The organism is Marinomonas sargassi, assembly GCF_025716875.1.
GTDB classification, from domain to species: domain Bacteria; phylum Pseudomonadota; class Gammaproteobacteria; order Pseudomonadales; family Marinomonadaceae; genus Marinomonas; species Marinomonas sargassi.
This window is the reverse complement of record NZ_JAOVZB010000009.1, coordinates 1-13,676: the sequence shown is the minus strand read 5'-3', so window position 1 is coordinate 13,676 and position 13,676 is coordinate 1. Positions and strand designations below refer to the sequence as shown.

General features: G+C 43.6%; 16 protein-coding genes. 2 read left to right on the top strand and 14 right to left on the bottom strand.

Annotated features, from left to right (window positions below):
* Positions 1–21 precede the first annotated feature (21 nt).
* The 13 genes from OFY17_RS14600 to nrdR form a co-directional block, all read right to left on the bottom strand.
* Positions 22–480 carry a GNAT family N-acetyltransferase gene (locus OFY17_RS14600; protein ID WP_263531472.1) on the bottom strand — a complete coding sequence of 153 codons (459 nt, stop codon included), beginning with the start codon at positions 478–480 and terminating at the stop codon, positions 22–24.
* Between the two features lie 23 nt (positions 481–503).
* Positions 504–1,316 carry a hypothetical protein gene (locus tag OFY17_RS14595; protein ID WP_263531471.1) on the bottom strand — a complete coding sequence of 271 codons (813 nt, stop codon included), beginning with the start codon at positions 1,314–1,316 and terminating at the stop codon, positions 504–506.
* A gap of 28 nt (positions 1,317–1,344) precedes the next feature.
* Complete coding sequence (locus OFY17_RS14590) at positions 1,345–1,827, bottom strand: phosphatidylglycerophosphatase A family protein (protein ID WP_263531470.1); 483 nt, start codon at positions 1,825–1,827, stop codon at positions 1,345–1,347.
* 70 nt (positions 1,828–1,897) lie between these two features.
* Positions 1,898–2,851, bottom strand: coding sequence for a thiamine-phosphate kinase (gene thiL, locus OFY17_RS14585; protein WP_263531469.1), 954 nt, complete (start codon positions 2,849–2,851; stop codon positions 1,898–1,900).
* Between the two features lie 129 nt (positions 2,852–2,980).
* Positions 2,981–3,226, bottom strand: a complete 246-nt coding sequence (locus tag OFY17_RS14580) for a Rho-binding antiterminator (RefSeq protein ID WP_263531468.1) — start codon at positions 3,224–3,226, stop codon at positions 2,981–2,983.
* Between the two features lie 165 nt (positions 3,227–3,391).
* The gene (locus OFY17_RS14575) at positions 3,392–3,883 is read right to left on the bottom strand and encodes a hypothetical protein (protein ID WP_263531467.1); all 492 of its coding nucleotides are present in this window, start codon (positions 3,881–3,883) and stop codon (positions 3,392–3,394) included.
* A gap of 187 nt (positions 3,884–4,070) precedes the next feature.
* Positions 4,071–5,171 (bottom strand): YHYH protein, encoded by a 1,101-nt coding sequence (locus OFY17_RS14570; protein WP_263531466.1) that lies wholly within the window; start codon positions 5,169–5,171, stop codon positions 4,071–4,073.
* Positions 5,172–5,358: 187 nt separating this feature from the next.
* Complete coding sequence (locus OFY17_RS14565; protein WP_263531465.1) at positions 5,359–5,670, bottom strand: DUF6172 family protein; 312 nt, start codon at positions 5,668–5,670, stop codon at positions 5,359–5,361.
* 130 nt (positions 5,671–5,800) lie between these two features.
* A complete protein-coding gene (locus tag OFY17_RS14560; protein WP_263531464.1) occupies positions 5,801–6,556 on the bottom strand; it encodes a class I SAM-dependent methyltransferase in 756 nt (251 codons plus the stop codon).
* A gap of 37 nt (positions 6,557–6,593) precedes the next feature.
* On the bottom strand, positions 6,594–7,454 hold the full coding sequence (locus OFY17_RS14555) for a DNA alkylation repair protein (protein ID WP_263531463.1): 861 nt from the start codon (positions 7,452–7,454) through the stop codon (positions 6,594–6,596).
* A 94-nt stretch (positions 7,455–7,548) separates the two neighbouring features.
* Positions 7,549–8,049, bottom strand: a complete 501-nt coding sequence (gene nusB, locus OFY17_RS14550) for a transcription antitermination factor NusB (protein ID WP_263531462.1) — start codon at positions 8,047–8,049, stop codon at positions 7,549–7,551.
* A 204-nt stretch (positions 8,050–8,253) separates the two neighbouring features.
* A complete protein-coding gene (gene ribD / locus OFY17_RS14545; protein ID WP_263531461.1) occupies positions 8,254–9,426 on the bottom strand; it encodes a bifunctional diaminohydroxyphosphoribosylaminopyrimidine deaminase/5-amino-6-(5-phosphoribosylamino)uracil reductase RibD in 1,173 nt (390 codons plus the stop codon).
* Positions 9,426–9,911 (bottom strand): transcriptional regulator NrdR, encoded by a 486-nt coding sequence (nrdR, locus tag OFY17_RS14540; RefSeq protein ID WP_263531460.1) that lies wholly within the window; start codon positions 9,909–9,911, stop codon positions 9,426–9,428. The genes ribD and nrdR overlap by 1 nt, the downstream gene beginning before the upstream one ends.
* Before the next feature lie 260 nt (positions 9,912–10,171).
* Between nrdR and OFY17_RS14535 the strand changes: the two genes are divergently transcribed.
* Both OFY17_RS14535 and ettA read left to right on the top strand, forming a co-directional pair.
* Positions 10,172–11,077: a DMT family transporter gene (locus OFY17_RS14535; protein ID WP_263531459.1), complete on the top strand. Its 906-nt coding sequence runs from the start codon at positions 10,172–10,174 to the stop codon at positions 11,075–11,077.
* A 68-nt stretch (positions 11,078–11,145) separates the two neighbouring features.
* Positions 11,146–12,807 carry an energy-dependent translational throttle protein EttA gene (gene ettA / locus OFY17_RS14530; RefSeq protein WP_263531458.1) on the top strand — a complete coding sequence of 554 codons (1,662 nt, stop codon included), beginning with the start codon at positions 11,146–11,148 and terminating at the stop codon, positions 12,805–12,807.
* Positions 12,808–12,894: 87 nt separating this feature from the next.
* Here ettA and OFY17_RS14525 read toward each other — a convergent pair.
* The coding region (locus OFY17_RS14525) for an energy transducer TonB (RefSeq protein ID WP_263531457.1) at positions 12,895–13,676 on the bottom strand (782 nt) is incomplete at its 5' end.

Here is a 13,676-nt window from a genome sequence, read left to right as displayed (position 1 = left end):
AATTTCCTTTTGAAGTTACAATCAAATCTTTAAGGTAAATAAACAAGCCGCTTCTCGACCTTGCTGTAATTTATAGTAGTTTTTTCGGTAACCGACCTGCTCAAAGCCCATTGATATATACAAAGCAATCGCCCCTTCATTGGACTCTCGCACTTCTAACAGTAGCTCTTTTACATCACTTTCTTGCGCATCTTGTTGCCATGTATTTATAAGCTTTCTAGCCAAACCTTGGCGACGGGCTTTCTCGTCAACCACAATAAGCTCTAATTCTGATTGGTCAAAACAATGGGAAGCCGTAAGCCAAGCCAAAATACTTTTTTGACCCTCTTGAACTGACTCAACTAACCAGCTCTTTCGAGTACGAAGCGCATCCGCAATATGAGACTCTCCCCAAGGATAAGGGTTAGAAGATAAATCAAGCTCAATAAGGGCAGGCAAATCTGATTCTTGAGCCGGACGGATGACAAAAGAAAAAGACATATCAGGTTCCAATTCTAAAGGCATTAACGAAAAAGGTTCGCTTGCATCACATCCCATGCTTCTTTTCTCAGCTCAGGAATTCGATACAACTCGGGAAGACTTTGAATACGTGCTGTAGGGTACTGTTTTAGAGGACTATTTTCTGGCAGACCGCTCACTAGAATCGATACTTTCTCTCCCGCCAACACCAACAAAGGTGGCTCGGGGAACTCTTTAGACAAACGCAAAACATAACTCTCTAACGCACCAACTAACCAGTCGCTACGATCCAGAAAATGAGGGTTTTTTAACGCTCCCGGCCAAGAAAACGCACTGCCATGCCACTCATCTATTGAGCTCTTTAATAGTGCCTGTCCCATTTTCAAGGCTAGACGTTCAACCTCTTCCGCTTGGGAAAAAATCTGCGGCACATCAGTCAAAATAAGCAATCGATTCGACAAAGCATAGCCATGGAGGTCAACTTTAGTAATACCACCACTAGCAACAACTTCTGGCTCCACCTCAATATCAACCGCAAGCTCTTCTATTGGTTGCATGTCTTCAACAATAATCTCAGGCCCTGCATTCAATTGTTCACGTAAGTTATGAACAGACTGCTGTTTCTCTTCAGGCGCTAGCGTCACTTCTGGTTTTGTTATAACAGGCTCAAAGCCGAAATCCTCAGGTACCTCAGATAAATCAAGTGCGCTACTAGTATGACTCTCTATCACCCATGGTTGTGCAGGCATAAACACAGAACCACTAACACCTTGCGGTGCAGATAGCCACGACACAACTCCCATTTGCGCTAAGCAATGAGTTTGGAACGCTTGTTCTGTGCTTAATTCTCGAGACATAACAACCTTAATAACGTTTCAAATAAACCTATAAAACAAATGTCACCAATGCTTGCAAGACGACAAAGGACATTAAGCCCGCTAAGATGTCATCCAGCATAATGCCAAAGCCACCGTGAACGTGCTTATCAATCCAAGAAATCGGCCAAGGCTTTAAAATGTCGAACAATCGGAACAATACAAAACCTAAAAGGATATAGAGCCAACCGGTCGGTGCCAGCCACATGGTGATCCAGAAGCCAACAAATTCATCCCATACGATACCTGAGTGATCATGCACTCCTAGATCTTTGGAGGTTTTTCCACACAGATAAATACCAATAACCGATGTCACGACAAGAGCACCAAAGTAGTGAAGCGGCTCTAATCCCTGCAAGAAGAAAATAAAAAAAGGAATCGCAGCCAGTGTGCCAAAGGTGCCCGGTGCTTTTGGAGCGGCACCAGAGCCCAAGCCAAAAGCAAGGAAGTGTATTGGATTACGCCATACCGAAGCGGGTGCTGAATTTGCCATAAATAAAATTGCCTAATACTCGTCTATTATGCTTCAAACAATGAAATTCGTTGTATAAAGCGCCTATTATCTAGAAATGTTGCCAGCCAGACAAATCGCCATCAAATCCTTCGATTGAGAACCCATCATTCACCACTTCCCCTACTTTTGAACAAGATAAGCCGAGTGTTTGAGTGATTAATGCCACATCATGGGATGCCGATTTAGGAGCAGTAAAACACAACTCATAATCATCGCCTCCAGTGAGTGCTAGTTCAGCAGCTCGCTCTGGCTGCCATTGCCTTAATTCTGGAGACACAGGTAGATAACCAGCATCCAACTTAGCCCCAACGCCTGAAGCTTTCAGTATGTGCTGAATATCCTGCGCTAGTCCATCGGATATATCCATCATTGCAGAGGCAATATTTTTTAATGCCATACCTGCTATCAGCCTTGGTCGAGGACGCCAGAATCGTTCATAGAAATAATCAAATTGCTCATTGGCTACTTGAATATCTCCTGTCACTATCGGTACCGCCGCAGCGGAATCGCCCAATACGCCCGTGACATAAATATCGTCACCCACTTTCGCAGAGCTGCGTTTCACAGCTAAATCAGGTTCCACATAGCCATGTACTTGCAAACTAATAGTAAGGGGGCCTTTAGTTGTATCCCCTCCCACCAGCGCCAAACCAATAGGTTCAGCCAATTCCGCCATACCTTGGGCAAAGCTTGTTAACCATTGGGCATCCGATTCTGGAATCGTAAGAGCGAGAGTAAAAAACGCGGGCTTCGCGCCCATTGCCGCCAAATCACTAACGCATGTGGCAACCGCTCGATAACCTATATCGACTGGGTCAGCACCAAAAGGAAAATGCCGTCCTTCGACCAGTGTATCCATCGAAAATACCAAGCTCTGACCTTGGGGAACCATAATCTGCGCACAGTCATCGCCTATGCCCAGCAAAATATCATCACGCTCTGCTGTGTTTGCCATAACAGAGGATTGGAAAATCTGCTTTATTAACTCAAACTCTTTCAACACACTTCCCTTATTCTCTTTAGAACGCACATTATCATAGGGGGCATAATAGCCAGTTATCTCCTATAGAGCCATCCATAAACAAAGTGGCAGGTGAATTTGCTATTAAACATAGTGAAGTGAGTCTAAGACTTAATCGAAGTTAACCTGTTTAAAATGAGGGTTGTCGATAGAGACAGTTAATTGTGAAATTTTATCTAACTCCAACTCGGTATTTACACCCTCTACCGTGAGGCGAATACATTCAACACGGCTTGCATTCAACATTGTGTCTACCGCTATACCTTCCACCATTTGACCGGATTTAAGAGTCAAGCACACAGGATAACTATGCATACAAACAATTTCTATGTAGTCATAATAATGACAAGAAATCATGGCATTATTTCACCCTAAAACAATATATTTATTGGTCTTTATGAGATCCTAAACCTTTTAATTACAGTTTTTTTTCAAATTTCATTTTTTAGCAAAAAAATCGTAGAACATATCAGAAAGTAACGCCAATATTCGTGGATTCAACTAATAATTATTCGAGTTTCTTTATGTTTTATTCCACCGATAAATAAAGAACAAATATGCGCAAAAAATAGAAATAAAAACACCTATTATTGCAACGCTTGATAGAAAACCAAATGAGAATAGCACTGTAGGAAAAATTAAAACCAACAGTGCTGATTTAAGCTTGATCGATTTGAGTATGTAATAGAAACCTAATCCCCAAATCACCATTAAAAAGAGGGTAGCGCTATCGCTTTTATTTCTAAAAGCCTCAAAAACAGCTGACCCACCTTCTTTCAAAGTGGGTCTAGTCTGCTTCTCAAACCACGCATTATTCTTTTGAATCAACTCTCTACTAAGGTTCCACTCTGGAGCATCTATAGGTAAGCCTTTACTAGTCTTAGCGTGTAATTCGTCTAGTTGAGCTCTATAAGGCGAAGGCCCGATGTTTTTTTCTAAACTAGCCGGAGTAAAAGCAATTACAGTAATACTTAATACAGATAATAAAAGAGTTAAAAATAGAACTTTGACCATAAATTGGTTCATCCATAACAGTTAAACAAAAACACCCGATTTTCTACTAGTCCTAGTTGCCAAGCCTTCCATAGGTTAAAAGCATAATCTTTAAAAAATATCTTAAAACATAAAAAATCGGATGCGATTGAAAGTCACATCCGATTTATCAGGTTAGCATAAACTGCACAAACATTAGCTGAGTGACTTATCGTCTTCTCTGCTGTGTAAAATCTGTTGAAGGCGTTCCTTTGTAACAACGAGGAATAACAGGAAACTCGTCTGTTAAGAAGTAAGCATAAGTGCCGTTTGGAAATTCAGGAGTTACGGTAAACTGCCCGTTACACTCATCCAAGGTACCTGCACCTTTTATGTATTCAAAGTCGGCAACAAAAGTACCATCATAATGACCGCCTGGGTTGCTTCCACCCTCTGGTCTATGGCCTAATTTCACACGGTAACTAGAGCTCAGCCCTACAATATCCGATGTACTATCCTTTGGGTTTTTATAGCCATACAAAGCGTAAATAGGAAAACCATCTGCAGCCCAGCCAATTAAAGGTGAATGAGCTTCTGAAGAAAGGTTCAGCTTCTCAATTAGCAAGGTTGGTAGAGCATGGTAATGGTAGGCACCTGTCGGTTGAACATGGGCATGGTTTTCATCCAAGCCTAAAGGCACAGCCCCAGACATAGCTTCATACTGCCAACCACCATTTCTATCCCCTAGATACCATTCTGCAGCCACTGGATCAAAGGGCACACCATTTAAACCAAGGCCAAAATCGTGCAAACCGAGTGGCGTAATTTTGTTCGCTAACTCAGGCTCAGCTGGAACTCTAAAACTGTAATCTTGCTCTTTGATTTCATTTGGATTTCCCGGGTTAGGGAAAGCGCCCGTTAAATGTTCAGAAACGCCATTCGCTGTAAGAACTCGCCATTTCCCTTGGATTTTTGAAGCAATAATATTGTCTGCGATGGGGCTCACGTTAGCTTTAACCGTTTGCACCTCACCGTCAGATTGGACTGTAGTATGTTTTCTCGGAGAACGGCCGCCCGCTGTACGCTCAGAACTCTGACCTGCTCCAGCAAGACTTTTACTGCCTTGCCCGCCTCTTCTTTCCGGCATACACACTAGTTCTTTCTGTCTCGGTGGCTGGCCACACACGCCCTCTACCGCGCGGTCTCGCATACTAAAACTACAGCTATCGCCTGATTGAGCGCTTGCACACGCCTCAATCGCCATAGGTGGTGCTTTGGCAAAAGCAAAAAAGGGAATGCCGAACAAGACGGCACACTTCAACAATTTCATAACGTCATCCTCAATAATTTTATATTGTCTACAACAGTCCTGTACGATTTGTTCTATTAAACTAGCATGCTAAATATACTTATGAAGCGTTATTTTACTTAAATTTACACCTGAAAATTCCTATAAATAAAAGCAAATAATCAAGAAAACCTTGCAGTAAAGGATCACAATATAGCCAACAAAAAACTTAAATGTCGTCTTCCGTTTTTGGTTCAGGACGCTTAGCTCGTGTCTTTGGAGTTGCCTCTATTTCAAGGTAGAAAGATTTCCAATGCTGGCTCTGCGCTGAGCTGATATTAAGATTGATATCGCCCTCATGAATGACTCGTGCCTTATCGGCTGTTTGGCCAAACTTACAATTGAACCCCCAAAAATCAGCATTCTCAGGCAAAGCTTTAGTTCGCTCTTTCTTAATGTACTTCTTAACTTCATTTTTGGCGTTTTCAATAATGCGCTGATAAGTGATTTTGGGGTGGGATAGTACGAAGGTCTTTTTCATTAGGATCCTAAAACGTTGGGGAAGGCAGCGTTGCTACCTCAATGTGCCACATGATAACGGGTTACTGATAAAGCAGCCAATGATATTAATAGGTACGAGAGACTTGCACTAAAGGCAGGCCTATAACCTATCAATAACTTCCAGACAGATAGAGCTTAGTTAAATACGAAAACGCCACCACACCATCTTTTTCATATTTATGGAAAAGCACTTCCGCAGCGGCGTTTAGATTTTTTGCAGCGTTTGAACCTTGCTGAGGCGTATAAGATGAGGAGTACATACGGCCTAAGAAGCCTGCTTTATCAAAAAGCTGCTCATAAGGAAAAGTGAATATTTGATAACTAGCAGGATCAAGAAAAGCTTTAATTTCCTGCTCGGAAACATTGCGGTGATTTAGCTCTGTATAGCCATCACAATATTCTTCTAACAGCAGGTCGTATTCCTTTTGAAAAGGCGTAGAAAGGTCTCGCTCATTCCACACTAGCCCAACACGACCTCGCGGCCTTAGAATACGTTGAAACTCTATTTTTGTTGGTTCCTTATCAAACCAGTGAAAAGCCTGTGCTGCTATAACAAGATTAACTGTTTTCTCTTCCAGACCAGTATGTGATGAGTCACCCTGTACACTTGTAAACTTGGGGTGCCCAACCAGTAACTGCTCTGCTGCCGTTCTCATTTCTTTATTAGGCTCAACCCCATACACACAAAGGTCTTTATCTAATAGTAACTCCGATAGTTTCCCTGTTCCTGACCCGATATCCGCAATAACAGAATTTCTATCCAAACCGCATTCGGTCATTAGCACTTCTATCAACTCAAGGGGATAAGAAGGTCGATATTTAAGATAGTTATCCGCCCGATCTGAAAACCTTTCCGTAGACTTCATACATTTTCCTTTCGTTTTGACATACCCAATATTCAAGCTATTTTGCTTGTACACGAATCGCTAACGCTCTTTCATCTTTTTTCTTCGCTGGATGTCTAACCGCGTGCCGAATTAGCCATTTCACTTCTTTTGATGCCCCTTCTTCAAGCCAGCTTTCGCATAAAGAAAACACCGTGTCTGGGTGGTCTTTCGCGATATCACCAAGGTGGTTAGCGACACTACGGCGTACATATAGGGACTCATCATTTCTTAAGGCTTCGAGAATAAACAATGTCGGCGTAGGGTCAGTGACAAAAGCCGCTAGGCGTTTGCCCCATGGCAGTTTGGGACGAGTACCCTCGGAACATAAGCGGCGTACATGGGGGTTAGAGTCCACCAGCCAAGAAGCCAGTGTTGCTAATGTTCGCTCTTGTTGATCTATGAGAAAGGGACGAATGGCAAACTCTGAGGTAAAGCGTGTGGTCAACTCATATAAGGCTTTCATTGAAGTATCAAAAGGGTCAACACCATGATTGTATTCTGGGTTTTGCCCATACTCGGCGATAAAAGCACCGTGGGGAAGGTAGAAGAAAGCGGCTAAACCAAACTCTTCCGCGTCTATTTTCACAGGCGTAAAAGAAGCCACTAACACAGCAACCGCATCAGAATAATTATCTGGCAGAAAGCGCCTTAAGGCTTTCGCGATATGCTGCCCCCGCTGCATTAAACTAAGGGGCTCTAACCCATCTTTTGCGAACTCACAAAAGGCTTTTACCTCAAACTCCCTATGCACATAAAAAATATTTTTCGCTAAACACTCAATCGCCTCGATATCGAGTAATGAGGTTAATGGCGTTCCCTTCTGAATCGCCCTTGGTGCATCAGGAACATAAGGCTCTCGTACTTCAATGTTATCCATTCTCTCCTCCCTACCATGATGAAATACAGACCAAAAAAAACCCTGTTACCAATGAGATAACAGGGTTTCTAGAATTTCTTTATAGCAAGCCAACTTAGCTATTCCTACGAGCCGCGATTTCTTCACGACGCACACGCTGTGCAAGCTTGTCTAGAATACCGTTAATGTATTTATGACTTTCTGTAGCTCCAAAACCTTTTGCTAGCTCAACACCTTCGTTAATGGCCACTTTGTAAGGCACATCAAGGCGCTCAGCTAATTCAAATGAGCCAATACGCATTACCGCAAGCTCGATAGGATCTAACTCGCTCAACGGACGGTCTAATAACTCTTCAAACAAGTCATCCAATTTTTTAGCGTCTGCCGTTACACCTTGTAGAATTTCGTGGAAATAGGTTTTATCGCAAGTCGCCATGTCTTGATCCATGACAAACTGAGTTTCTATTTCACTAACCGCTGTTTTATTCATTTGCCATTGGTAGACAGCTTGTAATGCTAGACGACGAGAAGCACTGCGCATTTGCGAACGAGAAGGTTTCTTAGCCTTACGCTTTGGTGCTGGTGATTGGTCGTTTGTTGTTTCCACTTCGCTCATTTTGTGCCTCAATTAACTAGACTTCAAAAAGAAAAGCCTAGGGATTCTCGTCCGATGGTAGTACAGGTTAGTTTGGGCGGCGATTATAACAACATTTATACGAGGTTTCTCTGCTAACTTTCTAAAATACCGACTAAGAAAGTACTTTTTTTTGAGCTCGCACAAAAACCTGAATAAAAACACTGAATAAAAAACAAAAGCAAGCTACTCGCCTTCTTCGTAATCCTCTTCTAGATAAGTCGGTTTATAAACTAAGCGCAAGTCTTGCCCTACCTTACGAACAGACGAAAATTCTAAATCCACCGCTTCATCCATCAGATCAAGTGGCAATTGAAATAAAGGTCTCGCCGTAGAGCCTAATAATTTCGGTGCCATATAAACAACAATTTCATCAACTAAGCCTGCTTGTAAGAAGCCGCCCGCCAATTCTGCCCCTGTTTCAAGCAAGACTTCGTTAACACCAGAATCTGCTAATTGCTCCATGGCATCCAATAGGTCTAAACGACCATCTTCTCCCCTAGGAGAAAAACGCACATCCACTCCCTTCTTGTGAAGAACTTTAAGATGCTCTTGTTCAATGTCCTCTTCAATAGAGAAGACACAAGCTTGAGAAGAAGGATAAAGAATTTTCGCTTCTGGCAAAATAGATAAAGCCGAATCCATTATTACTCTTAATGGCTGGCGAACTTGTTTGCTATCCACTTCTTGATCTTGGCTATCAATACGGACTGTCATACTCGGGTTATCGGTAATCACAGAACCAATCCCTGTGACTATGGCATCACTTTGCGCTCGTAAACGCTGCACATCATGACGCGCCTCTGCCCCAGTAATCCATTGGCTTTCCCCAGATTCCATGGCAGTACGTCCATCAAGGCTCATGGCCAGTTTGACTCGAACATAAGGCAAACCTTCGCGCATGCGTTTAATAAAGCCCGGATTCAATGCTTCACATTCCGCTTCCATGACAGGACCAACCACTTCGATACCTGCCGCTTTCAACTTGGTGATACCGCGACCCGATACTTCAGGATTAGGGTCTTGCATACCAAAAACGACTTGAGCGACACCGGCTTTAATCAAAGCCTCCGCACAAGGTGGTGTTTTGCCTTGGTGACTGCATGGTTCCAAGGTGACATAAGCGGTAGCACCTTTTAGTTGCGCTGCATGATCTTTTGGGAAATTTTCCAATACATTGGCTAAGGCTTGAACTTCTGCATGACCTTCACCTGTTTTCAGATGAAAACCCTGACCTATTAGCTCGCCACCTTTAACTAAAACACATCCCACTCTAGGATTAGGGTGAGTGGTATAAAGGCCTTTCTTTGCTAACTGAAGCGCTTTCGCCATCCAGTATTGGTGATTTTGAACCGTCATTATTTATCTTCTTTTAAAATTGTATCTTCTGTTTTAGTACTTTCGAGGCGGTCGATTTCATCTCGAAATTCACTAATGTCTTTGAAGCTTCGGTAAACAGAAGCGAAGCGTACATAAGCCACTTGATCCAGACCTTGCAGCTCGACCATTACCGCTTCCCCAGTCCAACGGGATGGTAACTCTCGTTCACCTGTGGCTTGCATCTTCTCTTTAATACTCGCAATCGCCGTTTCTACCGCTTCACTACTGACTGGTCGTTTCTCTATGGCTTTCAAAATACCATTACGCAGTTTGTCTTCATCAAAGGCTTCTCGACTGCCGTCGCTTTTTATCAGTTTCGGCATTTGTAGCTCTGCCACTTCAAACGTTGTGAAGCGTTCATGGCATTGAATACAGCTACGACGGCGGCGCACTTGAGCTGATTCAGAGACTAATCGAGAATCCAATACTTTAGTGTCTAAAGTTCCACAAAAAGGGCATCGCATAAGGCTTCCAAAATAACGTTTTTGATGTGAGAATGTCTGCAATATATGCAGGCTTTAAGCTATTAATATAGAGACAAAAAATAGCAAAGGCGATGCTAAGCCTTTCTTTTTTGTCATCATTTCTGGCAGAAATCATACCAACCTCGCAATTATATAGCTACCAAACCCCATACTGCGTTTACAGCCTTTGATATTAGGGCTATGTAAATTGTATAACTCATTAATTTAAGTATTAAAGAAGCAAATGAAAGGAACACAATATGCTTTTTGCCGAACTATCAGGACTCGTTGTCGCACTGTGTTGGACTATTACCAGTCTAATGGCTCCCACACTGATAAAACGCTTTGGCATCATGCGCTTCAACACTATCAGAATTTCTATTGCCACCGCCCTGCTCGTCTTCATCTGTCTCGTAACTCAACGCTTCAACAACAGCTTATGGCAACATGCCGATCTGGTCATGTTATCAGGATTACTGGGGATTTTTGTTGGCGACACTATGCTATTTAGTGCAGTACATCGTTTAGGCCCTAGGCGTACAGGAGTGCTATTTGCAACAAACGCCCCTATGTCCATCTTGCTCGGTTGGATATTCTTCAATGAACAGCTTTCGTTGCAACAACTTTTTGCCTGTGGCCTCGTTATCTCAGGGGTTGTCATCGCTATTTTATTTGGCAAACGAGGCAGTCAACACGAGTGGGAGCAAACCAAAGGCAAATTAAGTATTGGTATTCTAATGGCTCTAGCAGGTGCACTCAGTCAATCTAGTGGTGCCTTACTCAGTAAACCTGCCTTATTGAGTGGCGCAGACCCTATTGCTGTGTCTGCATTACGTGTTGCAACGGGAGCGGTCGCACTGCTCGTTGCCTATTTCTTTTTCTATCGACACAAAAAGTCAAACAATGACCTTGCTTTCAATATGCTGACTCGAAAAGATTTTCTTGGAGTCACAGCGATGGCCACGATTGGTATGGTCATAGGGATGAGTGTCTTGGTTTGGGGTGTCGGTAATGCGCACGTTGGTATTGTCACCACACTGTCAGCAACCGTTCCCGTATTATTTTTGCCCGGACTGTGGATCACCACAGGACAACGCCCCGCTTTTGGCGCCTGGTTAGGCGCCATATTAGTCGTGTTCGGTGCCGCGCTAATTATTCTTCATTAGCTTGGGCTGTGCTATTCTTAGGGCACTTTTTTCAATCGTATTTCGATAAATAGGATAGTTGATTCTTTATGGCTCAGTTTGTATACAGCATGAACCGCGTTGGGAAGGTTGTTCCTCCTAAACGTGAGATTCTTAAAGACATTTCTCTTTCATTTTTCCCCGGCGCTAAAATCGGTGTTTTAGGTCTAAACGGCTCTGGTAAGTCGACGCTATTGCGCATCATGGCAGGTGTGGATAAAGAGCATAACGGTGAAGCACGCCCAATGCCGGGCATCAAGATTGGCTACTTAGAACAAGAACCTCATCTTGACCCTAATAAAAATGTTCGTGGCATTGTGGAAGAAGCTTTCTCAGATGTGATTGAAGCCATAGCTCGTCTTGATGCTGTTTACGCTGAATACGCCGAGCCTGATGCTGACTTTGATGCCCTTGCTAAAGAACAAGGACAGCTAGAGGCGTTAATCGAATCAAAAGATGGCCATAACTTAGAACGCGCACTCGAAGTAGCTGCCGATGCATTACGCCTACCACCATGGGATGCCAGTGTTGAGCATCTATCAGGTGGTGAGCGTCGTCGTGTTGCCCTATGTCGTCTATTGCTTGATAAGCCTGACATGATCCTACTGGATGAGCCGACCAACCATTTGGATGCCGAATCTGTCGCTTGGCTAGAGCGCTTCTTGAAAGATTATCCGGGCACTGTGGTTGCCATTACCCATGACCGTTACTTCCTAGACAATGCTGCTGGCTGGATTCTGGAACTTGACCGTGGTCACGGTATTCCTTACGAAGGCAACTACTCTTCTTGGCTAGAACAAAAAGACGCTCGTTTAGAGCAAGAAGCGAAACAACAAGCTTCCCATAAGAAAGCGATTAAATCTGAGCTGGAATGGGTTCGTCAAAACGCTAAAGGCCGCCAGTCTAAATCTAAGGCGCGTTTGGCTCGCTTCGAAGAAATGAACTCTCAAGAATTCCAAGATCGTAACGAAACCAACGAATTGTACATTCCACCGGGGCCTCGCCTAGGTTCAAAAGTCATTGAGATCCAAGGCGTTAAGAAGAGCTTTGAGCACAAGGTATTGCTAGAAGACTTCAACATGGTCGTACCACAAGGCGCTATCGTGGGTGTTGTTGGTGGTAACGGTGCAGGTAAATCGACTCTATTCAAAATGATTGCCGGTACAGAACAACCAGACGAAGGGACAGTCACACTAGGTGAGACAGTACAGCTAGCTTATGTTGATCAAATGCGTGAGTTGGATGGTGACAAGACCGTATGGGAAGAGATTGCCGATGGTCAAGATATGATTACGGTACATAATTACAAAGTACCTTCTCGTGCTTATATTGGACGCTTTAATTTCAAAGGCTCTGATCAGCAAAAATTCGTTAAGCACCTTTCAGGTGGTGAACGTAACCGCTTACACCTTGCCAAACTATTGAAAGAAGGCGGCAACGTTTTACTACTGGATGAGCCGACCAACGACCTTGATGTGGAAACCTTGCGTTCATTAGAGGATGCCTTGTTGGCCTTCCCTGGTGCGGCGATTGTTATTTCCCATGACCGTTGGTTCTTGGATCGTATTGCGACCCATATCTTAGCTTATGAAGGCGATTCAAAAGCGGTATTCTTCGAAGGTAACTACGCAGAATACGAAGCGGATTATAAAGAACGTACAGGTAAAGATGCGACACCAACAAGAATCAAATACAAACGCATTGATGCTTAATTAAGCTCCGACATTTTATCCAGAAGCAAAAAAACCGCTTACAGAAATGTAAGCGGTTTTTTATTGTGTCAAATACAGGTGAACCTACTAACGTTCGTTTAAGTTAAAGGCTACAGGTAAATCAATACGCATGCTTTTCTCTGTCATATCTGGTGTGAACTTAGGCAGTGGCGTTGCTCTACGGATCATATCCAGTACCGCTTTGTCTAAACGCTTATAGCCTGAACTCTTGGTAATTTTTACATCTGATACCGAGCCATTGGCATATACGACAAAAGACAGCGATACCACGCCTTCCTCATTACGCCGACGAGAAGCTTTCGGGTAACGACGATTTTTCGCCAACACAGCATTTAACGTAGTGAAATAACTGGCTTTCGCCCCCGCATTACCACCATTGTTAGCAGAGTTAGAAACACCTGTTGACGCTTTCAAGTTCGCTTCTGAAGGCGCTTCAGCAACGGCTTTTTGCTGTTTTACAACTTTTGGCTGTTCTTGCTTAACTTCTTCTACTTTTTTGGATTCTGATTCTGGTTCTGGTTCTGGTTCTGGTTCTGGTTCTGGTTCTGGTTCTGGTTCTGGTTCTGGTTCTGGTTCTGGTTCTGGTTCTATTTTCACAATAGGCTTAGGCTCGACCTTTTCAACCTCAATGGGGGATTCTTGTTTCACCTCCACTGGCTCTGGCTCTGGCTCTGGCTCTGGCTCTGGCTCTGGCTCTGGCTCTGGCTCTGGTTCTGGCTCTGGCTCTGGCTCTGGCTCTGGCTCTGGCTCTGGCTCTGGCTCTGGCTCTGGCTCTGGCTCTGGCTCTGGCTCTGGCTCTGGCTCTGGCTCTGGCTCTGGCTCTGGCTCTGGCTCTGGCTCTGGCTCAA